Origin of the sequence: Caulobacter sp. ErkDOM-E, assembly GCF_048541895.1 — a bacterium.
In the GTDB taxonomy this organism is placed as follows: Bacteria; Pseudomonadota; Alphaproteobacteria; order Caulobacterales; family Caulobacteraceae; genus Caulobacter.
This window is the reverse complement of sequence record NZ_CP183331.1, coordinates 286,216-310,265: the sequence shown is the minus strand read 5'-3', so window position 1 is coordinate 310,265 and position 24,050 is coordinate 286,216. Positions and strand designations below refer to the sequence as shown.

Genomic DNA, 24,050 nt, shown 5'->3' with positions numbered 1-24,050 from the left:
TCATGAGCCAAGACATCCAGCACTATCTGGCCAACCGCCAGCGCCTGATCGACGGTCACGCCTATGACCCGACCACCGAGCGCGACGCCTGCGGCGTCGGCCTGGTCTGCGCCATCGACGGCACGCCGCGCCGCGAAGTGGTCGAGCTGGCCATCAAGGCCCTGAAGGCCCTGTGGCACCGGGGCGCGGTCGACGCCGACGGCAAGACCGGCGACGGCGCCGGCATCCTGCTGTCGGTCCCGCAGGACTTCTTCACCGACCAGGTGCGCCGCACCGGCCACGCCCTGCGGGCCGGGTCCATCGCCGTGGGCCAGATCTTCCTGCCGCGCACCGATCTGGGCGCCCAGGAAGCCTGCCGCACCATCGTCGAGGCCGAAGCCCTGCGCTTTGGCTTCTACATCTATGGCTGGCGCCAGGTGCCGGTGAACACCGCCGTGATCGGCGAGAAGGCCAACGCCACCCGTCCGGAAATCGAGCAGATCATGCTGGCCGCCCCGGCCGGCCTGGAGGGCGAGCCGCTCGAGCGCGCCCTGTTCCTGTGCCGCAAGCGCATCGAAAAGCGCGTCCACGCCCAGAATCTGTCGGGCTTCTACATCTGTTCGCTGTCGGCCAAGTCGCTGATCTACAAGGGCATGTTCCTGGCCGAGGCGATCGACGAGTTCTATCCCGACCTCAAGGACGAGCGCTTCGCCGCCAATGTGGCGATCTTCCACCAGCGCTATTCGACCAACACCTTCCCCGAATGGCGTCTGGCCCAGCCCTTCCGGATGCTCGCCCACAACGGCGAGATCAACACCATCAAGGGCAACATCAACTGGATGAAGTCCCACGAGATCAAGATGGCCGCCCAAGCCTTCGGCGAGTTCGGGGATGATGTGAAGCCGGTGATCCAGCCGGGTGGTTCGGACAGCGCCAGCCTGGACAACACCTTCGAGGTGCTGGTCCGCGCCGGCCGCGACGCGCCGATGGCCAAGGCCCTGCTGGTGCCTGAGGCCTCGGGCCCCAGCCTCTCGGACTCGCACCAGGCGCTCTACAGCTACTGCAACGCCGTCATGGAGCCGTGGGACGGTCCGGCCGCCCTGTGCGCCACCGACGGCCGCTGGGTCGTGGCCGGCAAGGACCGCTCGGGCCTGCGTCCGCTGCGCGTGGCCTATACCGACGATGGTCTGGTCATCATGGGCTCGGAAGCCGGCATGTGCGGCGTCGCCGAAGGCCGCATCACCCGCAAGCTGGCCATCGCGCCGGGCCGGATGATCGCCATCGATCTGCTCGAAGGCCGCCTCTATGGCGAAGACGAGATCATCGACGAACTGGCCGGCCGCCACCCCTATACGCAATGGCTGGGCAACATGGTCGATCTCGAAAAGGAGATCGGCCCCGGCCCCGAGCCGCGCAAATATGGTCGCGAGGAACTGACCCGCCGTCAGGCCGCCGCCGGCTTCAGCCTCGAAGACCTGGAGATGATCCTCGCGCCGATGGTCGAGGACGGCAAGGAAGCCGTCGGCTCGATGGGCGACGACAGCCCGCTGGCCGTGCTGTCGGAAAAGTACCGTCCGCTCAGCCACTTCTTCCGCCAGAACTTCAGCCAGGTGACCAACCCGCCGATCGATCCGCTGCGGGAAACGGGCGTCATGAGCCTGAAGACCCGGTTCAAGAACCTGGGCAACATTCTCGCGCAGGACGCCGCCCAGGCCGATGTCTATGTGCTGCAGAGCCCGGTGCTGACCACCGGCATGTACGAGCGCATTCAGGGTCTGCTGGGCGAGAAGAACGTCGTCGTCATCGACTGCACCATGCCCCTGCCCGCCCCCGAGGCCCGGGCCGGCGACGCCCTGCGCGCCAATCTCGACCGCATCCGGGCCGAGGCCGAGGACGCCGTGCTGCGCGGCTGCGGGGCCATCGTGCTGACAGACGAGAACAGCCGCGAGGACCGGGTCGCCCTGCCGATGATCCTGGCCACCGGCGGCGTCCACAGCCACCTCGTGGGCAAGGGCCTGCGCTCCTATGTCTCGATCATCGTCCGCTCGGCCGAGTGCCTCGACACCCACTATTTCGCGGTGCTGGTCGGCGTGGGCGCCACGGCGGTCAACGCCTATCTGGCCCAGGAAAGCTTCCAGGATCGCCTGGAGCGCGGCCTGCTCGGCGACAAGTCGCTCAAGGACGTGTGCCTGAACTTCAAGGGCGCCATCGAGGCGGGCCTGCTGAAGATCATCTCCAAGATGGGCATCAGCGTCATCTCGTCCTATCGCGGCGGCTACAACTTCGAAGCCGTCGGCCTGTCGCGCGCCCTGGCCGCCGAGTTCTTCCCCGGCATGCCGTCGCGCATCTCCGGCATCGGTCTGGCCGGCGTCGAGAGCAAGGCGGTCGAGCTGCACCGCAAGGCCTGGGACAGCGCCGCCGTCACCCTGCCGGTCGGCGGCCTCTACAAGCTGCGCAAGTCGGGCGAGGCCCACGCCTTCGAGGCGCGGCTGATCCATACCCTGCAGAGCGCCTGCGACACCGGCGACTATGAGCTGTATCGCCGCTGGTCCAACGGCCTGCGCACCCAAAAGCCGATCCAGCTGCGCGACCTGCTGGACTGGCGCTCGGACCGCAACCCGATCTCGACCGACGATGTCGAGAGCGTCAACGAGATCCGCAAGCGCTTCGTCACGCCGGGCATGAGCCTCGGCGCCCTGGGCCCCGAAGCCCACGGCATGCTCAACATCGCCATGAACCGCATCGGGGCGAAATCCGTCTCGGGCGAGGGCGGCGAGGACAGCGCCCGCTACAAGCCCCTGCCCAACGGCGACAACCCCAACAGCGCCATCAAGCAGGTGGCCTCGGGGCGGTTTGGCGTCACCGCCGAATATCTCAACCAGTGCGTCGAGCTGGAGATCAAGGTCGCCCAGGGCGCCAAGCCCGGCGAGGGCGGCCAGCTGCCCGGCTTCAAGGTCACCGAGATGATCGCCCGGCTGCGTCACGCGACCCCCGGCGTCATGCTGATCAGCCCGCCGCCGCACCACGATATCTATTCGATCGAGGACCTGGCCCAGCTGATCTATGACCTCAAGCAGATCAACCCGGTCGCCCGGGTGACGGTCAAGCTGGTGGCCATGACCGGCATCGGCGCCATCGCGGCCGGCGTCGCGAAAGCCAAGGCCGACGTGATCCTGGTCGCCGGCGGCGTCGGCGGCACCGGCGCCTCGTCCCAGACCTCGGTGAAATATGCCGGCGGGCCGTGGGAGATGGGCCTGTCGGAAGCCAATCAGGTGCTGACGCTGAACAACCTGCGCCACTCGGTCGTCCTGCGGGCCGACGGCGGCATGCGCACCGGTCGCGACATCGTCATCGCCGCCATGCTGGGCGCCGAGGAGTTCGGCATCGGCACCGCCTCCCTGGTGGCCATGGGCTGCATCATGGTGCGCCAGTGCCACTCCAACACCTGCCCGGTCGGCGTCTGCACCCAGGACGAGGCCCTGCGCGCCAAGTTCACCGGCACGCCGGAAAAGGTCATCAACCTGTTCAGCTTCATCGCTGAGGAGGTCCGCGAGATCCTGGCCGGACTGGGCTTCAAGTCCCTGCAGGACATCGTCGGCCGCACCGACCTGCTGGCCCAGGTCAGCCGCGGCGGCGAGCACCTCGACGACCTCGACCTCAACCCCCTGCTGGTTCGCGCCGACCCCGGCCAGAACAAGCCCTACAACACCGTGGTCGGCCGCAATGAGGTGCCCGACACCCTCGACGCCCAGATCGTCCGCGACGCCGCGCCCCTGCTGGAACGCGGCGAGAAGATGCAGCTGACCTATACGGTCCGCAGCACCGCGCGCTCGATCGGCGCCCGCACGTCCAGCCATATCGTGCGCAAGTACGGCATGAAGGGCCTGCCCGCCGGCCACCTGACCGTCCAGCTCAAGGGCTCGGCCGGCCAGAGCCTGGGGGCCTTCGCGGTCCAGGGCCTGCGCATCGAACTGACCGGCGAGGCCAATGACTATGTCGGCAAGGGCCTATCGGGCGCGACCATCGTCATCAAGCCTTCGCGCACCCTGGCGGCCCCGGAAAGCAACGCCCTGCTGGGCAACACCGTGCTGTTTGGCGCCACCTCGGGCCGGCTGTTCGCGGCGGGCCAGGCGGGCGAACGCTTCGCGGTCCGCAACTCGGGCGCCACCACGGTGGTCGAGGGTTGCGGCGCCAATGGCTGCGAATACATGACCGGCGGCCAGGTGGTGATCCTGGGCCCGACGGGCGGCAATTTCGGGGCCGGCATGACCGGCGGCATGGCCTTTGTTCTCGACCAGCACGGCCGGTTCGAGGCCAACATCAATCCCGAGAGCATCGTCGTCCAGCGGCTGGCCTCGCCCTATTGGGAAGGCGTGCTGCGGTCCCTGGTGGCCGAACATGCCCGCGAGACCGACTCGGCCTTCGCCGAGAGCCTGCTGCGCGACTGGGACCGGGTGCGCGACCTGTTCTGGCAGGTTTGCCCCAAGGAGATGGTCTCGCGCCTGCCGCAGCCGCTGGTGGCGGAAGAGGTCGCGGCCTAGGCGTTTTCCGGGGCGCGAGGACTGGCCCCCTCCTGACCTGCTTCGCAGGTCGTCCTCCCCCGTAGGGGGAAGACGGCTGCGCAGCAGCCCGTAGGGGGCAAGTCTGGCGGACACGACTTCGCAGCCTCGCGCGGAAACCGCCGAGTGGGTGGGAAGGGTCGCGGAGCGTCCGGGCCTCGCCCGGAGGATGGGATAGTTGAATACCGTTTCGACGAAGACGAACGCTCCGCGCAGCCGTTATCCGGTGAGCCCTCGGGGCGCGGGGTTTTAACCCGCTTCCGACGTTAGGCCCCCGACGGGTGGAGGGGCGGCTAACCCCGTCCAGACCGCATGGGCGATTTCAGCCCATGCCTGTTGCGCATCGTACGGGCGTCGCCAAAGGGAGTTCCCGGCGGTCCGGGCCCGGCCTCGACACGTTCGACCCCCGCAAGGACCGCTCCGCTCCGCCAGACCCCATCGGGCCTTCAGACGACGGCCGACGGACGCTTCCCGCTCGACCACCCCTGACGGCCGCAACGGTCGCCGTACGTGCGCCCTTCCCGTGCTGTCAGGTGAGATTGATTATGCGGGCGGTTTCGGCGCGTCTGACAGGCGCGATCAAGTTTTTTACAAGGGCTTGATTAGGCTGGGGTTTGTTCCGGAAAGAACGGGGATTGAGCGCCCTCTATCCCCATCGGCGCCCAACAAACTCTTGTCATCCCGGGCGGCGTAGCCGACCCGGGACCCAGGGGCCGGCGCAGTGCGGTCGCCCCTGGGTCCCGGCGCTCCGCTGCGCTACGGCCGGGATGACAAGCATTTGTGTGGCTGTCGAAGATACCTTCTCGCCCACGAGAGGGAGCCATCCTTAAATCTCACGGCGAGACGATCGCTGGTCTGGAAAGGTCACTCAAGGCCGGCCCTCCGGGCCGCCGCGAAGCGGCCGGTCGCAGACCGGGCCTTGACTGACCTTTCCAGACCAGCACGCTACAGCCTCCGGGAGATTTAAGGATGAGCGGGACGCTGGGCGTCCGCTTGTGGGCGGGGGACGAGATGGCCGACCTACTCTTTGAGATATGGAGCGACGCCGACGAGGGGATAAACCAGATGATCATGGTGCACCCCCAAGGCGACAAGATCAGGCTCGCAACGACGCCGAACGCTGTTTGCATTCATAGCTTCACAGCCCGGTCCAACTTCGAAGCCTTCAGGCAGAAGAATGACTGGCACGGGTTCGACCCGTGGGAGGACGGCGGTTTTTCGGAAGAGCATTTTTTCAGCGAACAAGAAGCTACCGAACAGCGCGAGTATCTTGGTAAGCGGAACGTCGGCTAGGACCGCAAACGACCCTAGTCGGACCTTGCCTTGCCGTCGTCGAGCCTCACCGTTAGCGTATCGATATGTGGAAGATCGTTCTCGGCTGGAATCTCGCTGCTGTCTTTCTGGCGCTGGTTCTGCCGTGGGACGCCAAGTATCTCGCCGCCTTGGCCTGCTTCATCGCTATGATTGGCCACCTGATCATCGTGAGCAGAAAACGCAAAGTCCGCTAGCCACCCTTCTCAGACCTCAAGCCTGCCCGCTTCCCGCGCCAACAGCCTGCACCGCCGCCGCCGCCGCCTTCAAGCCCGACCTGAACCCCCGCCGGCCCCCGCAACCAGCGCCTCGCCCACATACCGCGCCCGGGGCCGGATCAGCCGCCCGGTCTGTCCCTGCTCGATCGCATGGGCCAGCCACCCCGCCGTGCGCGCCACGGCGAACAGGATGAAGGGCGCGTCGGCCGGCAGGGCCAGGGCTCGGGCAAGACCGACCAGGGCGAAATCGATGTTGGGCAGCTGGCCCGTCGCGGCCTCCGTCTCCCGCCGCAGATCCGCCAGCCGGGCGGGCGGCTCGAACGCCGCCAGCAAGGCCCGCGCCCGAGGATCGCCGTCCGGATAGAGCGGATGTCCAAAGCCCGGCGTCGATGATCCCTGCGCCAGGCGCGCCGACACGGCCCTGGCGGGGCCCGTCCGGTCGGCCTCGGCGACGAAGGCCTCGACCCGGGCGGCCATGCCGCCGTGCAGCGGCCCCGACAGGGCGCAGAGCCCGGCCAGGGCGGCGGCTGACAACGACGCTCCCGTCGAGGCCGCCACACGCGCCGCGAAGGTCGAGGCGTTCAGTTCGTGATCGGCCAGCAGCACCAGGGCCATCCGCAGCAGGTCCGCCCCCGCCGCATCGACGCCCCAGGCCCGCGCCAGCCGCTGATGGGCGGGACCTTCTGTCACCTCGCCCGCCGCCGCATCGACCACGGCGTCGAGCAGGCTGGCGGCTTCCATGGCCAGGGCCAGCGGCGCCCGTCCGCGCGCCGGGGCTTCCGCCCCCGCCCGCAACGCCAGGGCGTTGAACAGCCGGGCCCGGGCGGTTTCGCCGGCCACGACATCCCCCGCCCGCGCCGCCTTCAGCGCCGCGCCATGGCCGCCGCGCAGCAGCCGCGCCGTCTGTTCCAGGGTGTGATCTTGCGCCAGCACCGCCGCATCGCGGCCGCGATACCAGAGCCGGCCGCCCGCCACCGTGGTGATCGCCGAGGCCAGCACCGGCTCGCCCCAGGCGATGGCCTCGGCGGCGACGTCGGCGGCGCGACGGCCCCGGGCCTTGCGGGCGTGCAGGGCCGCCACGTCGGAGGCGCGATACAGGCTGCGGCGCGGATCATCCGGATGGGCGGCGGCCTCGATCCGGCCCCGGCTGACATAGGCGTAGAGGGTCTGGGGCCGGATCCCCAGCCGTTCCAGCACCTGTTCCGCGTCGAGCCAGTCATTCGCCATATAGATTGATTATATTGATCAAGATTGACGATCAAGCACGGCGGGCGCGAATTGCCGCCCGAAAGGAGACCTCAACATGTCCGAAGGTCTTGCCCATGGGCTTGAAGGCGTGATCGCCGCCCACACCGTTTTGTCCGACGTCGACGGGGCCCATGGCCGTCTGGTCATCCGCGGCTACGCCGTCGAGGACCTGGCCGGCCACACCCCCTTCGAGCAGGCGGCGCACCTGCTGTTCGACGGCTTTTTCGACGACATGCCGGCCGATCTCGCGCCCGCCCTCGGCGCGGCCCGGGTCAAGGTGTTCGCCGAGGTCGGCGCGCTGGACGAGGCCCTGGCCAGACGCGATCCCGTCGAGGCCATGCGCGCCCTGCTGGCCCGCCTGCCCGACGGCGATGACCTGGCCACCGCCCTGTTGCTGCTGGCCGCGCCGGCCGTCTTCACGCCCGCCGTGCTGCGCGTCGCCGCTGGCCAGACCCCCGTCGCGCCCGACCCGGCCCTGTCGCATGCCGCCGACATCCTGCGGATGACCCGGGGCGAACCGGCCAGCGACGCCGAGACCCGGGCCCTGGACGCCTATCTGGTCACGGTCTGCGACCACGGCCTGAACGCCTCGACCTTCGCGGCGCGGGTGATCGCCTCAACCCGGGCGGGCCTGACCTCGGCGGTGCTGGGCGGGATCTCGGCCCTGAAAGGTCCGCTGCACGGCGGCGCGCCGGGGCCGGTGATCGACATGCTGGACGCCATCGGCACGCCCGAGAACGCCCGGCCCTGGCTGGAAAAGGCCCTGGCGCGCGGCGACCGGCTGATGGGGTTCGGCCACCGCATCTATCGCGTCCGCGACCCCCGCGCCGACGCCCTGAAGGCCGCCGTGCGCAAGCTGTCGGACGCCTCCCGGGCCCTGCCCGGCCGCGTGGCCTTCGCCGAGGCCGTCGAGCAGGCGGCGCTGCAGATCCTGCGCGAGCGCAAGCCCGACCGGCCGCTGGACACCAATGTCGAGTTCTACACCGCCCTGCTGCTGGAGGCCCTGGGCCTGCCGCCGGCCAGCTTCACCTGCGTGTTCGCCATGGGCCGCACGGCCGGCTGGATCGCTCACGCCCGCGAACAGCTGGCCGGCGGCAAGCTGATCCGGCCGCAGTCGGTCTATGTGGGGCCGGGCGTGCGGCAGGCCGCCTGACGCCGGAAGCGAGAACGACTCGCGCGAGTCGTTCTCGCTGGGGCCCGGCCCCGCCGCTTGTTAAGAACGCGGTATGACCCTCTCCGCCCTGTCGCCTGAAACCCAGGCCCTGACCCGTCGCGTCACCGCCCTGTCGGTGGCCGTCGCGGCCGTGCTGATCGTGGTCAAGACCCTGGCCTGGCTGGCCAGCGGCTCGGTGGCGATGCTGGCCTCGCTGTCGGACTCGGGCCTGGACCTGATCGCCTCGCTGATCACCTTCTTCGCGGTGCGCTACGCGGCCGAGCCGCCGGACGCCGAGCACCGCTTCGGGCACGGCAAGGCCGAGGCCTTTTCCAGCCTGATGCAGGGCGGCCTGGTCTTCGCCTCCGGGGCCCTGATCGGCCAGGAAGCCATCCGGGCGATGTTCAATCCGCGTCCGGTCGAGCAGGGCCTGCTGGCCATGGCGGTGATGGGGATCTCGATCGTCCTGACCCTGGGCCTGATCATCGCCCAGTCGAAGGTGCTGAAGTCGACCGGCTCGATCGCCGTCTCGGGCGACCGGGCCCACTATGCCGCCGATCTGGGCTCCAACGCCGTCGCCCTGGTCGGGATCGGCGCGGCCGCCTTCCTCGGCTTCGGCTGGATCGACGCCGCCGCCGGCCTGATCGTCGCCCTGTGGCTGATCTGGGGCGCGATCGGCGTGTTCCGCGAAGCCGCCAGCCAGCTGATGGACCGCGAACTGCCCGACGAGGACCGCAAGCGCATCGTCGCCCTGACCACCGAGGATCCGCGCGTGCTGGGCGTGCACCAGCTGCGCACCCGCGCCTCGGGGCCTTACGTCCACATGCAGATGCACGCCGACCTCGAGGCCGGCATCTCGCTGGCCGAGGCCCACACCATCATGGTCAATGCCGAGAACCGCCTGCTGGAGGCCTTTCCGGCCGCCGACATCATCATCCACCCCGACCCCCGGGGTAAGGCCGAGACCCACGGCGGGCTGTTCGCCGAAGCCCATCACGGCTAGTAAGCGCCAGATCTTTTTCGAGACGAGCCGCCGCTTCATGGACGACACCCTGGCCCAACTGCCCCACGCCTTCGCCGGCAAGACCGTGCTGGTGCTGGGCGATGTGATGCTGGACCGCTTCATCTACGGCGCCGTCGACCGCATCTCGCCCGAGGCCCCGGTGCCGGTCATCGCCGTCGAGCGCGAGACGGCCATGCTGGGCGGCGCCGGCAATGTGGCCCGCAATGTCGCGGCCCTGGGCGGGCGGGCCGTGCTGATCGGCCTGATCGGAAACGACGACGCCGGCCGGGCTCTCACCGCCATGCTGGGCGACGAGGCGGGGGTCGAGGCCCATCTGGTCACCGATCCCGCGCGTCGCACGACCGAAAAGGTCCGCTACATCTCCGGTTCGCACCAGATGCTGCGGGTCGACCGCGAGGATCGCGGCCCCGCTGAACCCGCCGCCCTGCTGGCCGCCTTCAGCCAGCGCCTGGCCGCCGCCGACGTGGTGGTGCTGTCGGACTACGCCAAGGGCGTGCTGACCGACGCTGTCACCCGCCAGGCCATCGACGCCGCCCGCGCCGCCGGCAAGCCGGTGATCGTCGATCCCAAGAGCCGCAACCTTGGCCGCTATGACGGCGCGACCCTGGTCAAGCCCAACCGCAAGGAAGCCGCCGAGGCCACCGGCGTCACCGACGACAGCGACGAAGCCTCCGAAGAGGCCGGCGCGGCGATCCTGGCCATGGCGCCGGGCCTGGACGCGGCCCTGATCACCCGGGGCGGGGCGGGCATGACCCTCAGCATGCGCGACCAGCCGCCCGTGCATCTGCCCGCGACGGCCGTCGAGGTGTTTGACGTTTCCGGCGCCGGCGACACCGTGGCCGCCACCCTGGCTCTGGCCGTCGCGGCCGGCGCCTCGCTGGCCGACGCCGCCCGCCTGGCCAATCTCGCCGCCGGCCTGGTGGTGGCCAAGCTGGGCACCGACGTGGTCACGGCCGCCGAGCTGACCGCCCTGGCCCGCTCGGAAGCGGGCGCGCCGGCCGAGGTCAAGATCGCCGACCTGCCCCACGCCCTGGAGATCGTCGCCGGCTGGCGGGCGCGCGGCCAGACCGTGGGCTTCACCAATGGCTGTTTCGACCTGCTGCACCCCGGCCACGTGTCGCTGCTGGACCAGTCCCGGGCCGCGTGTGACCGCCTGATCGTGGGGCTCAATACCGACGCCTCGGTCTCCAAGCTGAAAGGGCCGACCCGGCCGGTTCAGAAGGAGCACGCCCGCGCCGTCGTCCTGGCCTCGCTGTCGTCGGTGGATCTGGTCGTGCTGTTCGACGAAGACACCCCGCTGAACCTGATCCAGGCCTTCCGCCCCGACGTGCTGGTCAAGGGCGCCGACTATACGGTCGAGACCGTGGTGGGCTCCGACGTGGTGCTGGGCTATGGCGGCCGGGTGCTGCTGGCCGACCTCAAGCAGGGCCAGAGCACCACCGCCCTGATCGGCCGAATGAACGCCAAGGCTTAAGCTTCACTATGACAAAACGCCACGCAAAGGCCTGCTTTGCTTGGGTTAACAGTGTTCAGCAACAGGTTGTTAAGCAAACCGGCGCATCGCTCTGCTGATGCAGCCTGAGCGCAAATGGGCATGAGCGTCGATCGCACCCTTCATCATTTCCCCCTGGACCCCGCCTCGCGACAGGTGCGTCTGGCCCTGGGTGAAAAGCGCCTGCCCTTCGCCGAGGTGCAGGTTCGCTATTGGGAAGGCGCGCCTGACTTTCTGGCCCTGAACCCTTCGGGCGTGACCCCGGTGCTGGTCGAGATCCGCAGCGAGCGCAAGACCGTGGTCTGCGAGACGCGGGCTATCCTCGAGCACATCGAGGAACAGGACCCCGAACCCGCCCTGCTGGGTCGCGACGCCAGCGAGCGCGCCGAGGCCCGCCGCCTGCTGCAGTGGTTCGACCGCAAGTTCGACAATGAGGTCAACGGCTTCCTGCTGCACGAGAAGATGGAAAAGCGCCTGCTGCGGCTGGGCGCGCCCGATCTGTCGGCCCTGCGTCGCGGTCGCGACGCCCTGCGAGCCCACATGGGCTATGTCGATGGTCTGCTGCAGACCCGCGACTGGCTGGCCGGCCGCCGCATGAGCCTGGCCGATTTCGCCGCCGCCGCCCACCTGTCGGTGATCGACTATTTCGGCGATGTGCCCTGGCAGGACTTCCCGACCGCCAAGACCTGGTACATGAAGCTCAAGTCGAGGCCCTGCTTCAGGCCCATCCTGGCCGATCGCTGGCCCGGCCTCGCGCCGGCCGCGCATTATGACGACCTCGACTTCTAGTCATCCGAACCAGCCTCTGAAGGACGAGATCCGCGCCGAGGCCCTGCGGCTGGGCTTTCACGCCTGCGGGTTCGCAGACGCGGCCGCCGCCTGGCCCAACGGCGCCTGGCTGGCCGACTTCGTGGCCGAAGGCTTCCACGGCGAGATGGGCTGGATGGAAGAGACCCTGGAGCGCCGCAGCCATCCCACCGCCATGTGGACCGACGCCCGGTCGGCCGTGGTGCTGGGCATGAACTATGGCCCCGACCACGATCCGCTGACGGCCCTGGAGCATCCCGACCGCGCGGCGATCTCGGTCTACGCCCAGGGCGACGACTATCACGACGTGGTCAAGAAGCGGCTGAAACTGCTGGCCGGCTGGATGCACCGGCGGTTCGGCGAAGAGGTGAAGGTCTTCGTCGACACCGCCCCGCTGATGGAAAAGCCCCTGGCCCAGCGGGCCGGGCTGGGCTGGCAGGGCAAGCACACCAATCTGGTCTCGCGGCCGTTCGGCTCGTGGCTGTTCCTGGGCTCGGTGCTGACGACGCTGGACCTGCCGCCCGACGCGGCCGAGGTGGATCACTGCGGCTCGTGCCGGGCCTGCCTGGACATCTGCCCCACCCAGGCGTTCCCGGAGCCCAACCGCCTCGATGCCCGGCGCTGCATCTCCTATCTGACCATCGAGCTGGCCGGTCCGATCCCGGCCGAGTTCCGGCCCGCCATGGGCAACCGCATCTATGGCTGCGACGACTGCCTGGCGGTCTGCCCGTGGAACAAGTTCGCCCAGGTCTCCAGCGAGGCCAAGTTCCACGCCCGGGAGGCGCTGAAGGGCCCGTCGCTGGCGGCGCTGGCGGGGCTGGATGACCCGGCGTTCCGGGCGCTGTTTTCCAAGAGTCCAGTCAAGCGGATCGGGCGGGATCGCTTCGTGCGCAATGTGCTCTACGCGATCGGCAACAGCGGCGATGCCGGGCTGATGGGCGTGGTCGAGCCCTTGCTGAGCGATCCGGCGCCCGTGGTGCGCGGCGCGGCGGTCTGGGCGGCGCGGCGGCTGGCGCCGGACAGGGCGATGGCGCTGCTATCGGCTATTTCCGAAGATGATGCCGACGTCTTGGCGGAGCGGACGCTTGCCCCCTCCGGGCCGCTTCGCGTCCCTCCTCCCCCGTAGGGGGAAGATGAGGTCGGCGCGCTTCATCTTCCCCCTACGGGGGAGGAGCGCGTCAGCGCGGAGGGGGCGAGTCTTAAAGCTTCAGCAGATCCTCAATCGCGGCCCGAGCCGCCGAGCCCAGCTCCGGATGCGCCAGGGCCATGGCCACATTGGCCCGCAGCAGGCCGATCTTGTCGCCGCAGTCATAGGTGATGCCCTCGTATTCCAGGGCGTGGAACTCCTGGGTCCCCATCAGCTTCAGCATCGAATCCGTCAGCTGGATCTCGTTGCCGGCGCCCTTCTCCTGGCTGGCCAGCAGATCGAAGATCTCGGGCTGCAGGATGTAGCGGCCGCTGATGAACAGGTTGGAGGGCTCAGTCCCCTTGGCCGGCTTTTCGACCATGCCGGTCATGCGGTTCAGGCGGCCATCCTGGCCGTCCAGGGCCACGATGCCGTACTGGTGGGCCTGACCCGCCGGGCAGGGCTCGACCACGACGATATTGCCGCCGACCTGGTCATAGGCCTCGATGGCCTGGGCCAGGGCCGAGGTCTGGGCGTGCATGACCATGTCGGGCAGCAGCACGGCAAAGGGCTCGTCGCCGACGATGTCGCGGGCGCACCACACCGCGTGGCCCAGGCCCAGCGGGGCCATCTGGCGCACGAAGCTCATCTCGCCGGGCCTGGGCAGCTCGGCCAGCAGCTCATCCAGCATCTGCGTCTTGCCCTTGGCGGCCAACGCGGCCTCCAGCTCGACGTGATGGTCGAAATAGTCCTCGATCGCGCCCTTGCCGCGACCGGTGACGAAGATGAAGTGCTCGATGCCCGCCGCGCGGGCCTCGGCCACCACATAGGACAGGATCGGCCGGTCCACGACGTTCAGCAGTTCCTTCGGGGTCGTCTTGGTGCCCGGCAGCACGCGGGTGCCAAAACCGGCGACGGGAAGAACAGCCTTGCGGACGGGTTTCATGAGCGCCTCATCAATCCTCTGGATGGCCGTTTCTAGGGGGCGAAATGGCGAAACGCCACCACCGTTCCGTGAAATCATCACTGGCGAAGATCGTCCGGCAGGCGGAAGATTGATCTTCGCGCGGAGCCTGCTAGCTGAAACGCCAATCGTCTTCGGAGGCTTCCATGCATCGTCGCACCCTGCTCACCCTTCTGACCGCCGGCGCCGCCGTCTCGCTGGCCGGCTGCAGCAACAAGAAGGCCTCGGAGAATCTGCTGGCCGCCGACGCCTTCATGGCCAAGAACGCCAAGGAACCGGGCGTGGTCACCCTGCCCGAGGGCCTGCAGTACAAGATCGTCCGCTCGGGCCCGAACGGCGGCATGCATCCCACTCGCGCCGACGAGGTGAAGGTTCACTATGAGGGCAAGCTGATCGACGGCACGATCTTCGACAGCAGCTACGAGCGCGGCGCGCCCGCCTCGTTCCCGCTGGACGGCCTGGTGCCGGCCTGGGTCATCGCCCTGCAGCGCATGAAGGCCGGCGACGAGTGGATGCTCTATGTGCCGCCGGCCCTGGGCTATGGCGCCGAAGACAAGGGGCCGATCCCCGGCAACAGCGTGATGATCTTCCGGATCGAGCTGATCGACGTGCTGCGCGCGCCGACGGGGACGCCGAAGGGGTAGTGATCGCAAGTCCTCCCCCTAGCGGGGGAGGGCTATCGCATATGATCAAAAACGGTTGTCATCCCGGACGAGCGCGCAGCGCGAAGATCCGGGACCGACGCCTGAACGCCGCGTTCCAAGTCGGTCCCGGATCGGCGCCCGGCTTCGCCAGGCTTGTCCGGGATGACAAACTTTTTGGCGCCTATCCATAAGCGATAGCCCTGCCCTTCAGGGGGAGGACCTTGCTCCCCTACACCGACCGCGGCGGGTAGCCCTTGTCGCGCAGGGCGTCGATGATCTCCTGGGTGTGCTGGGCGTCGCGGGTCTCGATGGTGATGTCGAATTCCGCGCCCTTGGCCGGCACGTCCAGGGCCAGGCGGTTGTGATTGACCTCGATGATATTGGCGCCCATGACGCCGATCACATTGGCCACGGTCGACAGCAGGCCCGGGCGGTCGTCGCCGACGATGCGCAGCGACACCAGCCGCTGGGCGCGGACCAGTTCTCGGGTCAGCACCGAGGCCAGCAGGCGGGTGTCGATATTGCCGCCGCACAGGATCAGGCCGCACTTCTTGCCCCGGAAGCGTTCCGGATAGGCCAGCAGCGCCGCCAGCGAGGCCGCCCCGGCGCCCTCGGCGATGGTCTTCTCGACATTGCAGTACAGCGCCACGGCCTGCTCGATATGCGGCTCTTCCAGCAGCAGAACATCGTCGATCAGCGGGCGGGCGACGCCATAGGTCAGCTCGCCCACGGTCTTGACCGCCACGCCCTCAGCAATGGTCTGGCCGCCGCAATGGGCGGTGATGCCGCGCATCTTGGCGGTGAAGGACGGATACATGGCCGGCTCGCAGCCGATGATGCGGATGTCGGGCTTCAGCGCCTTGGCCGCCGTGGCCACGCCGCTGATCAGGCCGCCGCCGCCGATCGGCACGGGCAGGATCTCGAGATCCGGCGCGTCTTCCAGCATCTCCAGGGCGATAGTGCCCTGGCCAGCCATGATGTCGTAGTCGTCGAACGGGTGGACGAAGGTCAGGCCCTGCTCTTCGCGCAGGCGCAGGGCGTGGGCGTTGGCGTCGTCATAGCTTTCGCCCTCGATGATCACCGTGGCGCCGAAGTCGCGGGTGTGCTGCACCTTCACGAAGGGCGTGGTCTTGGGCATGACGATGGTCACCGGCACGCCCAGCCGGGCGCCGTGATAGGCTAGGCCTTGGGCATGGTTGCCGGCGCTGGCGGCGATGACGCCCTTGGCCTTCTGGGCGTCGGACAGCAGCATCAGCTTGTTGAGCGCGCCGCGCTCCTTGTAGGCGGCCGTGAACTGCAGGTTCTCGAACTTCACCCACACCTCGGCGCCGGTAATCTTCGACAGGGTCTTGGAATAGCGGCACGGGGTGCGCTCGATATGGCCCTTGAGGCGGCCGGCGGCGGCCTGGATGGCGGCGAGGTCGAGAGTCATGGGCTACCTGTCTGGACGCGGAACAATCACTTGGGCGGGGAGCGTCCGGGCGCGTCTAGCACAGTCGACCCGGGCTCCGCACGCCTTGCCGCGCCTCAGGGCGCCCGATCCAGCAGATCGGCGATGGCCGTCCAGGCTTGTGGTTCGGTGAGCATTGGCGCGTGACCGACGCCGGGGACCTCGACCACCGCCATGTCGGGCGCGGCGGCGCACATTCGTTCCACGATCGGCGGGTCGATCAGGTCGGAAATGCCGCCGCGCACCAGCAGCACCGGGCGGTCCTTGGTCAGGGCGCGGAACAACGGATACATGTCCGGGGCCAGGGCCGAAGCGCCGGTCTTGTCAGCAGAGTCCTTCGCGGCCGCCGCAGCCGCCTTGATCGGGGCGGAGATGTCCGGATCGCAGGCCAGGACGAAGCCGCCGTCCTTCTCGTCGAAGACCCGGCGCGCGAAGCGATCCCAGTCGGCTTCGCCATAGGCCGGGAAGGCCGCCTGGTTGATGCGACGGACGTAGTCGACAGCCTCGGGCCAGGTCTCGAAGCGGCTGGCCCCGCCGGCATAGGCGGCAATGCGGGTCAGGCCGACCGGCGACAGTTCGGGACCGACATCGTTGAGCACCACCGCCGCGATGGCTTCCGGCTTGAACGAGGCCAGAACCATGGTGATCAGGCCGCCCATGCTGGTGCCCACGAACACCGCCCGCTCGATGCCGGTGGCGGCCAGCAGGGCCACGATGTCGCCGGCATAGGTCCCGGGGTGATAATTCAGCGGCTGCGGATCCCAGGCCGACAGGCCTCGCCCGCGCACGTCGACGGCCAGAACGCGGCGGCCCGTGGCGGCGATCAGGGGGGCCAGATCCTCGAAGTCGCGGGCGTTGCGGGTCAGGCCGTGGATGCAGATCACCGGCAGGCCGGTGGTCTCACCGACCGGCGCATAGTCGCGGGCGTGCAGCGGCAGGCCTTCGCCGGAGGTCCAGAAGAGGTCGGTGAAGATCACCTTTTTCTCCGCTCTCCCCGGCGAAGGCCGGGGTCCAGATCGAACCCGCACGCGATGCGGGATTGGCGAAAGCCGATGGCGCGAACACCCAAACCCGTCCGGATGGATCTGGACCCCGGCCTTCGCCGGGGAGAGCGGGCTTTTGAGTTAGCCCCCGTACACGAACGGCGAATCGATCTCGCTGAGCAATGGCGCCGCTTCATCCCGCGCATTGGCGCCGATCTGCGCATTGGGGATCGTCCAGTCGATACCGATGGCCGGGTCGTTCCAGCGCACCGCGCCCTCGGCCGCAGGGGTGTAGTAGTCAGTGCACTTGTAGAGCACCTCGCAGTCGTCGGTCAGGGTGCAGTAGCCGTGGGCGAAGCCCTGGGGCACCAGCAGTTGCTGGCGGTTTTCGGCCGACAGCTCGGCGCCCACCCACTGGCCATAGGTCGGCGAGCCTTTGCGGATATCCACGGCCACATCGAAGATCGATCCGACCACGCAGCGCAGCAGCTTGTCCTGAGCGTGGGGCGGCTTCTGATAGTGCAGGCCGCGCTGGATGCCGCGCGTGGTCGAGCGCACATGGTTGTCCTGCACGAAGGGGCGGGTGAAGCCGGCCTCCTCCAGGGCCGACTGACGGAAGGTCTCGGAAAACCAGCCGCGCTCGTCGCCATGGCGGGCGGGCGTGATAAGCAGGACCTCGGGAATCGCCAGGGGGGTGATTTTCATGACCAGAACGCTCCAGGGACAAGTTCGCCACCGATGCCGTCTGGAACCGCCGATGACAAGAGCACGCCGACTGTAAGCGTGATCATCGTCTCGTATGAGAGCGGTCCGACCCTGGAACGCTGCCTGGCGGGGCTGGCCGCCCAGACCTTCACCGATTTCGAGATCCTGCTGGTCGACAACGCCTCGACCGACGGCGCGCCCCAGGCCGCCGTCGCGGCGGATCCGGCGATCCGCTTCCTGCAGCCCGGGGCCAATCTGGGCTTCGCGGCCGGCAACAATCTGGCGGTGACACAGGCAAAAGGCCGCTGGCTGGCCCTGCTCAATCCCGACGCCTATCCCGAGCCCGGCTGGCTGGCCGCCCTGCTGGACGGCGCGGCGCGGCATCCGGGCGTCGAGAGCTTCGCCTCGCTGCAGACCTCGGCCGTCGATCCGGCCGTGCTGGACGGGGCCGGCGACAACATGACCTCGGCCGGGATTCCGTTCCGGGGCGGCTATGGTCGCCGGCTGCCGCCCAACCTGCGCGAGGGCGAGGTGTTCTCGTCTTGCGGCGCGGCCATGCTGATCGACCGGGCGCTGTTCGAAGACCTGGGCGGCTTTGACGAGCGGTTCTTCTGCTACTGCGAGGATGTGGACCTGGGCTATCGCCTGCGCCTGACCGGGCGGACGACCCTGCTGCTGCCGGATGCGCGGGTGGCCCATGTCGGTTCGGCCAGCACGGGCGTGCGCTCGGACTTCGCCATCTTCCACGGCTCGCGCAACCGGGTCTGGACCTTCCTCAAGAACACCCCGCCCCTGCTGCTGTGGCTGACCACGCCGTTGCATGTGGCGGTGACGGCGGCGCTGCTGCTGCTGCACTTGCGCCGGGGCGACGCCGGGCCGGCGGTGCGGGGGATTCGGGCGGCGCTTAAGGGTGCGGACTTTACGGCGGTGATGGCCGACCGCAGAGCGGTTCAGGCGCGGCGCAAGGCGGGTTCGGGCGCCATCCTGCGGGTGATGTCGATCGATCCGGCGGCGTTCATCGGGCGGCGGTTCGTGATCCGGAAGCAGCGCTAGCCCCACAGTCCGCTCTTCCCGGCGAAGGCAGGGACCCAGATTCAGCCTGAGCGGTTGGGGATGATGCGCCTTCTGACCCTGCCAGGGCCTGGCGCGCCCTGGGTTCGATCTGGATCCCGGCCTTCGCCGGGAAGAGCGGATTTTTGTTAGAGGCTAGAGGGATAAATCCTCCACCAACCGCGCCATGAACGCCGCCCCGCGCTGCATCTGGCTGATCTCGACAAATTCGTCCGGCTGGTGGGCCTGATCGATCGAACCCGGCCCGCAGATCACCGTCGAAAACCCCGCGCCCTGGAACTGCCCGGCCTCGGCGGCATAGGGCACCACCCGGCCCGGGCCGTTGTCGCCGGCCATGCGGCGGGCGAAGGCTTCGGCGACGCCGTCGACTTCCGGCGCGAAGGCGGGGGTCAGCGAGCGGCGCTCAACCTTGACCCCGGCCTCAGGCGCGCGGGCTTTCAGCTCGGTGTCCATGGCGGCGGCCCTGGCGAAGAAGTCGGCCAGGATCGCCATCGGATCCATTCCCGGCGGGGTGCGCAGATCGAAGATGAACACGCATTCGCGGGCCAGGATATTGACGGCCGTGCCGCCATTGACCTGGCCGATGGTCAGGGTCGCGCCCTTGGGCGTGAACGGCGAGGCGGGATCGGCCTCGCGCGCCAGTGTCTCGGACAGCTCCACCAGACCCGCCATCAGCTTGATCGCCGCCATGTTGGCCGAGACGCCCAGGTGGGTCAGGCTGGAATGGGCTTCGCGGCCTGACACCGTGACCCGGAACGAGGCGATGCCCTTGTGGCCGCTGACGGCGACCATGTCGGTAGGCTCGCCGACCACCACCAGGGCGGGGCGCGGCAGATCGCGGGCGATGACCGCGATCATGTCGGGCGCGCCCAGGCAGCCGACCTCCTCGTCATAGGAAAAGGCCAGGTGCACGGGCTTGCTAAGCGTCGCGGCCGCCAGGTCCGGCGCGGCGGCCAGGGCCAGGGCCAGGAAGCCCTTCATGTCGCAGGTCCCGCGCCCGTAGAGCCGCCCGTCCCTTTGCGTCAGTACGAACGGATCGGTCGACCACGGCTGGCCGTCGACCGGCACCACATCGGTATGACCTGACAGCACCACCCCGCCCTCGACCGCCGGGCCGATGGTGGCCAGCAGGTTCGACTTGGTCCCGTCGACATTGGGCACCCGCCGGGAAGGCACGTTCAGCTGGGCGAGGTAGTCCTCGACCCACTCGATCAGGGCCAAGTTGGACAGGCGCGAGGTGGTGTCGAACGACACCAACTTGGCCAGAAGGTCGATGGCGCGGTCGGACAGCGCTTCGGAAGAGGATGCCATGGGGCGAGCCTAGACCTGTCTGACCGCCGCTGCCTAGCCGGACACGACCAGATCATGACCCCGCGTCCGCCAGGAGGCATGCCCGTGCGCAAACCCGGCGATTTTCCGCGCGCCGCGAGCGATTTCAGCCTCTCGCGGCCGGGCTCACCGCTTTTCTTCGGCGCGCCAAGCCTCTAGAGGGAGCGGATCATGATCCTGACCCTCTCCTGTCCCGACCAGCGCGGCATCGTCGCCAAGGTGTCCGCCTTCCTGTTCGAGCGCGCCTGCAACATCCTCGACGCGCAACAGTTCGACGACCAGGAGACCGGCCAGTTCTTCATGCGCGTGGTGTTCGACGCCGACGGCGCTGACCATGCCGCCCTGCGGGCCGACTTCACGGTGGTGGCCACCGCCCTGTCGATGAAATGGACCCTGCGCGACCGCACCGATCGCTACCGGGTGATGATCCTGGCCAGCAAGTTCGACCACTGCCTAGCCGACCTCGTCTATCGCTGGAAGATCGGCGAACTGCCGATGGAGATCGCCGCCGTCGTGGCCAACCACCCGGCCGAAACCTACGCCAATGTCGACCTGACGGGCCTGCCCTTCCATCACCTGCCGGTGACCAAGGAGACCAAGTTCGAGCAGGAAGCCGCCCTGTGGCAGCTGATCCAGGACACCCGGACCGACATCGTCGTGCTGGCCCGCTACATGCAGGTGCTGTCAGAGGGGCTGTCGGCCAAGCTGGCCGGGCGCTGCATCAACATCCACCACTCGTTCCTGCCCGGCTTCAAGGGCGCCAAGCCCTATCATCAGGCCCATGCGCGCGGCGTGAAGGTGATCGGGGCCTCGGCCCACTACGTCACCGGCGACCTCGACGAAGGCCCGATCATCGAGCAGGACGTCGAGCGCATCAGCCATCGCGACACGCCCGAGGACCTGATCCGCAAGGGCCGCGACATCGAGCGCCGTGTCCTGGCCCGCGCCCTGCGCTATCAGCTGGAAGACCGGGTGCTGCTGAACGGTCGCAAGACGGTGGTGTTCACCGACTAGTCGCCCGGGAGAAGCGGGTTGCGCGCCGCCGGGCTTCTAAGCTACGGGGCGGGCTTGGTATTCTGAAGGAACCGGCATGTCGCGCAACCTCCGTATCCTGCTCACTGGCGGCTGCGGCTTCATCGGCTCGGCGGTCTGCCGTTATCTGGCCGGCCTGGGCGACGCGGCGATCCTAAATTTCGACGCCATGACCTATGCGGCGTCGGAGACCAGCCTGGCCGACCTGCGCGGCCACAACAGCTATACCTTCGTGAAGGGCGATGTGGCCGACGCCTCGGCCGTGGCCGAGGCCATCGCCGCGTTCAAGCCCACCCACATCATGCACCTGGCGGCAGAGTCGCACGTCGACCGCTCGATCACCGGTCCCGGGGCCTTCATCCAGACCAATGTCATCGGCACCTATGTGATGCTGCAGGCGGCGCTGGAGTACTGGCGCACCCTAGACAGCGAGGCCGCCCAGGCCTTCCGCTTCCACCACATCTCGACCGACGAAGTGTTCGGCAGCCTGGGGGCCGAGGGGCTGTTCTCCGAAACCACGCCCTATGATCCGCGCTCGCCCTATTCGGCATCGAAGGCCTCGTCCGACCACATGGTGCGGGCCTGGCATCACACCTATGGCCTGCCGGTCGTGGTCTCCAACTGTTCCAACAATTACGGGCCGTATCACTTCCCCGAGAAGCTGATCCCGCTGGTCACGCTGAACGCCCTCGAGGGCAAGCCGCTGCCGGTCTATGGCAAGGGCGACAACATCCGCGACTGGCTCTATGTCGACGACCACGCCAAGGCCCTGGTGCTGATCGCCACCAAGGGTGTGGTCGGCGAGAGCTACAATGTCGGCGGCCGCAACGAGCGCACCAATCTGGACGTGGTCGAGGCGATCTGCGACCTGCTGGACGAGCTGCGCCCGCAGCCGGGCCTGAAGCGCCGCGACCTGATCCAGTTCGTCCACGATCGCCCCGGCCACGACGCCCGCTACGCCATCGACGCCACCAAGCTGGAAACCGAACTGGGCTGGAAGGCGGAAGAAAACTTCGACACCGGCCTGCGCAAGACCGTCGAATGGTACCTGGCCCGCGAGGACTGGTGGCGGCCGCTGCGCGAGCGCTATGACGGCCAGCGTCTGGGGCTGAAGACGACCTGATGTCATCCCCCAACAAGGATGGTCCGCGCATTGCGCTGTTTGGCGCCAACGGCCAGCTGGGTCATGACCTGTCGGCCATCGCCGCGTCGCGCGGCCTGGCCTTGGTCGCCCTGCAACGTCCGCAGTTCGATGCGACCGATCTGGCCGGACTGGACGCCGCCCTGGCCGATCTGGACTTCGACGTCGCCATCAACAGCGTCGCCGTCACCCGCGTGGACGACTGCGAGAAGGACCCGGCTCCGGCCGTGGCCATCAACGCCGATTTCGCCCAGGCCCTGGCCAGGACCTGCGCCCGCAAAAAGGCCCGCCTCGTCCAGGTCTCGACCGACTATGTGTTCGGCGGCCAGGCCTCGCGCGAGCCGCTGGACGAGACCGCCGCACCGGCCCCGATCAATGTCTATGGGCAGACCAAGCTGCAGGGTGAAACCCTGGCCCGCCAGGCCCATGACGACGTCATCGTCGCTCGCGTCGCCTCGCTGTTCGGCGTCGCGGGCGCCAGCGGCAAGGGCGGCAATTTCGTCGAGACCATGATCCGGTACGGCCGCGAACGCGGGGCGCTGAAGGTGGTCTCCGACCAGGTGATGTCGCCGACCGGTTCCTGGGACGCGGCAGAGGCCCTTCTGGACCTGATCAAGGTCGAAGCGCCGGCCGGCCTCTATCATGTGGTCAATTCCGGCGCGGCCAGCTGGCATGATTTCGCCGCCGCCGTCATCGACCGCGCTGGGGTCGAGGCGACGGTCTCGCCGATCCCGACCTCCGAGTTTCCGACCCCGGCCCGCCGGCCGCCCTACAGCGTTCTGGCCAACGCCAAGGTCGAAAAGGCGCTGGGCCGATCAATGCCGGCATGGCAAGACGCTTTGGACAGATATCTTGGAGCCAAAGGTCACCGCCAGACGTGACCGGTCGCGCGGGGCAGTAGGGGTACTATTTCATGAAGGGCATCATCCTGGCCGGCGGATCGGGCACGCGCCTGCACCCGGTGACCAAGGGCGTCAGCAAGCAGCTGCTGCCGGTCTACGACAAGCCGATGATCTATTATCCGATCTCGATCCTGATGATGGCGGGCATCCGCGACATCCTGATCATCAGCACGCCCCGCGACCTGCCGCTGTTCCAGGGCCTGCTGGGCGACGGCTCCGATTGGGGCGTCAATTTCGTCTATGCCGAGCAGCCCGAGCCCACGGGCCTGGCCGACGCCTATCGCATCGGCGCTGAATTCGTCGGCAATGGTCCCTCGACCCTGATCCTCGGCGACAACCTGTTCTATGGCGCCGGCATGGGCCGGATGCTGGAGGGCGCGGCGACCCGCGCCCAGAACGGCGCCTCGGTCTTCGCCTATCTGGTCAAGGATCCGGATCGTTACGGGGTCGTCGAGTTCGACGACAACAACCGCGCCGTCAGCATCGAGGAAAAGCCGGTCCATCCGCGCTCCAACTGGGCGGTGACCGGCCTCTACATGTACGACAACAAGGTCGTCGACTATGCCCGCGACCTGAAGCCGTCGGCGCGCGGCGAGCTGGAAATCACCGACATCAACCGCCTCTATCTGGAGAGCGGCGCCCTGTCGGTCGAGCGCATGGGCCGGGGCTTTGCCTGGCTCGACACCGGCACCCACGACAGCCTGCTGGAAGCCTCGGAGTTCGTGCGCGCCATCGAGCATCGCCAGGGCCTGAAGATCGGCTGCTGCGAGGAAGTCGCCTACCAGAACCGCTGGATCAATACCGACCAGCTTCTGGGCCTGGCGCACGACCTGCAGAAGTCGCCCTATGGCGCCTATCTGCGCTCCCTGGCCGAGGGCTGAGCGGCCCTCCACAGGCCCCGGACAGCCGCGC

General features: G+C 68.4%; 20 protein-coding genes and 1 pseudogene. 14 read left to right on the top strand and 7 right to left on the bottom strand.

Annotated elements, in window-relative coordinates; all coding sequences use genetic code 11:
* Window positions 1-2: 2 nt before the first annotated feature.
* Window positions 3-4,520 carry a glutamate synthase large subunit gene (gene gltB / locus ACN2C7_RS01565; RefSeq protein ID WP_419319439.1) on the top strand — a complete coding sequence of 1,506 codons (4,518 nt, stop codon included), beginning with the start codon at window positions 3-5 and terminating at the stop codon, window positions 4,518-4,520.
* A 710-nt stretch (window positions 4,521-5,230) separates the two neighbouring features.
* Here the strand turns inward: gltB and ACN2C7_RS01560 are convergent.
* Window positions 5,231-5,335: pseudogene (locus ACN2C7_RS01560) on the bottom strand (hypothetical protein); the annotation flags it as partial.
* Between the two features lie 172 nt (window positions 5,336-5,507).
* Between ACN2C7_RS01560 and ACN2C7_RS01555 the strand changes: the two are divergent.
* Entirely contained in the window at window positions 5,508-5,831 is a 324-nt protein-coding gene (locus tag ACN2C7_RS01555) for a hypothetical protein (RefSeq protein ID WP_419319438.1), read from the top strand.
* A 65-nt stretch (window positions 5,832-5,896) separates the two neighbouring features.
* On the top strand, window positions 5,897-6,046 hold the full coding sequence (locus ACN2C7_RS01550; protein ID WP_419319437.1) for a hypothetical protein: 150 nt from the start codon (window positions 5,897-5,899) through the stop codon (window positions 6,044-6,046).
* A 69-nt stretch (window positions 6,047-6,115) separates the two neighbouring features.
* Here the strand turns inward: ACN2C7_RS01550 and ACN2C7_RS01545 are convergent, their stop codons facing one another.
* Complete coding sequence (locus ACN2C7_RS01545; protein WP_419319436.1) at window positions 6,116-7,294, bottom strand: citrate synthase family protein; 1,179 nt, start codon at window positions 7,292-7,294, stop codon at window positions 6,116-6,118.
* Window positions 7,295-7,370: 76 nt separating this feature from the next.
* On the opposite strand from ACN2C7_RS01545, the gene ACN2C7_RS01540 reads away from it, so the two are divergent.
* From ACN2C7_RS01540 to queG, 5 genes are all read left to right on the top strand, one after another.
* On the top strand, window positions 7,371-8,468 hold the full coding sequence (locus ACN2C7_RS01540; protein WP_419319435.1) for a citrate synthase/methylcitrate synthase: 1,098 nt from the start codon (window positions 7,371-7,373) through the stop codon (window positions 8,466-8,468).
* 73 nt (window positions 8,469-8,541) lie between these two features.
* Window positions 8,542-9,471 carry a cation diffusion facilitator family transporter gene (locus ACN2C7_RS01535; protein WP_419319434.1) on the top strand — a complete coding sequence of 310 codons (930 nt, stop codon included), beginning with the start codon at window positions 8,542-8,544 and terminating at the stop codon, window positions 9,469-9,471.
* Between the two features lie 37 nt (window positions 9,472-9,508).
* Window positions 9,509-10,966, top strand: a complete 1,458-nt coding sequence (gene rfaE1 / locus ACN2C7_RS01530; RefSeq protein ID WP_419319433.1) for a D-glycero-beta-D-manno-heptose-7-phosphate kinase — start codon at window positions 9,509-9,511, stop codon at window positions 10,964-10,966.
* A 120-nt stretch (window positions 10,967-11,086) separates the two neighbouring features.
* Window positions 11,087-11,773, top strand: a complete 687-nt coding sequence (locus ACN2C7_RS01525) for a glutathione S-transferase family protein (protein WP_419319432.1) — start codon at window positions 11,087-11,089, stop codon at window positions 11,771-11,773.
* Window positions 11,754-12,917: a tRNA epoxyqueuosine(34) reductase QueG gene (gene queG / locus ACN2C7_RS01520; RefSeq protein WP_419319431.1), complete on the top strand. Its 1,164-nt coding sequence runs from the start codon at window positions 11,754-11,756 to the stop codon at window positions 12,915-12,917. Before ACN2C7_RS01525 ends, queG begins: the two co-directional genes overlap by 20 nt.
* Before the next feature lie 73 nt (window positions 12,918-12,990).
* Here the strand turns inward: queG and ACN2C7_RS01515 are convergent, their stop codons facing one another.
* Window positions 12,991-13,863 carry a UTP--glucose-1-phosphate uridylyltransferase gene (locus ACN2C7_RS01515; RefSeq protein WP_419319430.1) on the bottom strand — a complete coding sequence of 291 codons (873 nt, stop codon included), beginning with the start codon at window positions 13,861-13,863 and terminating at the stop codon, window positions 12,991-12,993.
* Window positions 13,864-14,027: 164 nt separating this feature from the next.
* Here ACN2C7_RS01515 and ACN2C7_RS01510 point away from each other — a divergent pair, with 164 nt between their 5' ends.
* The gene (locus tag ACN2C7_RS01510) at window positions 14,028-14,525 is read left to right on the top strand and encodes an FKBP-type peptidyl-prolyl cis-trans isomerase (RefSeq protein WP_419319429.1); all 498 of its coding nucleotides are present in this window, start codon (window positions 14,028-14,030) and stop codon (window positions 14,523-14,525) included.
* A gap of 229 nt (window positions 14,526-14,754) precedes the next feature.
* Here ACN2C7_RS01510 and ACN2C7_RS01505 read toward each other — a convergent pair whose 3' ends face one another.
* The 3 genes from ACN2C7_RS01505 to rfbC all read right to left on the bottom strand — a co-directional run bounded on the left by ACN2C7_RS01505 (window position 14,755) and on the right by rfbC (window position 17,663).
* Window positions 14,755-15,957 carry a threonine ammonia-lyase gene (locus ACN2C7_RS01505; RefSeq protein WP_419319428.1) on the bottom strand — a complete coding sequence of 401 codons (1,203 nt, stop codon included), beginning with the start codon at window positions 15,955-15,957 and terminating at the stop codon, window positions 14,755-14,757.
* 95 nt (window positions 15,958-16,052) lie between these two features.
* Window positions 16,053-16,952: an alpha/beta fold hydrolase gene (locus ACN2C7_RS01500; protein WP_419319427.1), complete on the bottom strand. Its 900-nt coding sequence runs from the start codon at window positions 16,950-16,952 to the stop codon at window positions 16,053-16,055.
* Between the two features lie 147 nt (window positions 16,953-17,099).
* Window positions 17,100-17,663: a dTDP-4-dehydrorhamnose 3,5-epimerase gene (gene rfbC, locus ACN2C7_RS01495; RefSeq protein WP_419319426.1), complete on the bottom strand. Its 564-nt coding sequence runs from the start codon at window positions 17,661-17,663 to the stop codon at window positions 17,100-17,102.
* Window positions 17,664-17,696: 33 nt separating this feature from the next.
* On the opposite strand from rfbC, the gene ACN2C7_RS01490 reads away from it, so the two are divergent.
* Window positions 17,697-18,716 carry a glycosyltransferase family 2 protein gene (locus ACN2C7_RS01490; RefSeq protein WP_419319425.1) on the top strand — a complete coding sequence of 340 codons (1,020 nt, stop codon included), beginning with the start codon at window positions 17,697-17,699 and terminating at the stop codon, window positions 18,714-18,716.
* Between the two features lie 153 nt (window positions 18,717-18,869).
* Here the strand turns inward: ACN2C7_RS01490 and argE are convergent, their stop codons facing one another.
* Window positions 18,870-20,045 carry an acetylornithine deacetylase gene (argE, locus tag ACN2C7_RS01485; RefSeq protein WP_419319424.1) on the bottom strand — a complete coding sequence of 392 codons (1,176 nt, stop codon included), beginning with the start codon at window positions 20,043-20,045 and terminating at the stop codon, window positions 18,870-18,872.
* Between the two features lie 189 nt (window positions 20,046-20,234).
* On the opposite strand from argE, the gene purU reads away from it, so the two are divergent.
* The 4 genes from purU (at window position 20,235) to rfbA (ending at window position 24,019) form a co-directional block, all read left to right on the top strand.
* Window positions 20,235-21,077 carry a formyltetrahydrofolate deformylase gene (purU, locus tag ACN2C7_RS01480; protein ID WP_419319423.1) on the top strand — a complete coding sequence of 281 codons (843 nt, stop codon included), beginning with the start codon at window positions 20,235-20,237 and terminating at the stop codon, window positions 21,075-21,077.
* Window positions 21,078-21,153: 76 nt separating this feature from the next.
* Window positions 21,154-22,218, top strand: coding sequence for a dTDP-glucose 4,6-dehydratase (gene rfbB / locus ACN2C7_RS01475; protein ID WP_419319422.1), 1,065 nt, complete (start codon window positions 21,154-21,156; stop codon window positions 22,216-22,218).
* On the top strand, window positions 22,218-23,117 hold the full coding sequence (gene rfbD, locus ACN2C7_RS01470) for a dTDP-4-dehydrorhamnose reductase (protein WP_419319421.1): 900 nt from the start codon (window positions 22,218-22,220) through the stop codon (window positions 23,115-23,117). Before rfbB ends, rfbD begins: the two co-directional genes overlap by 1 nt.
* Window positions 23,118-23,149: 32 nt before the next feature.
* Window positions 23,150-24,019, top strand: coding sequence for a glucose-1-phosphate thymidylyltransferase RfbA (rfbA, locus tag ACN2C7_RS01465; RefSeq protein WP_419319420.1), 870 nt, complete (start codon window positions 23,150-23,152; stop codon window positions 24,017-24,019).
* The last annotated feature ends 31 nt before the right edge of the window (window positions 24,020-24,050 follow it).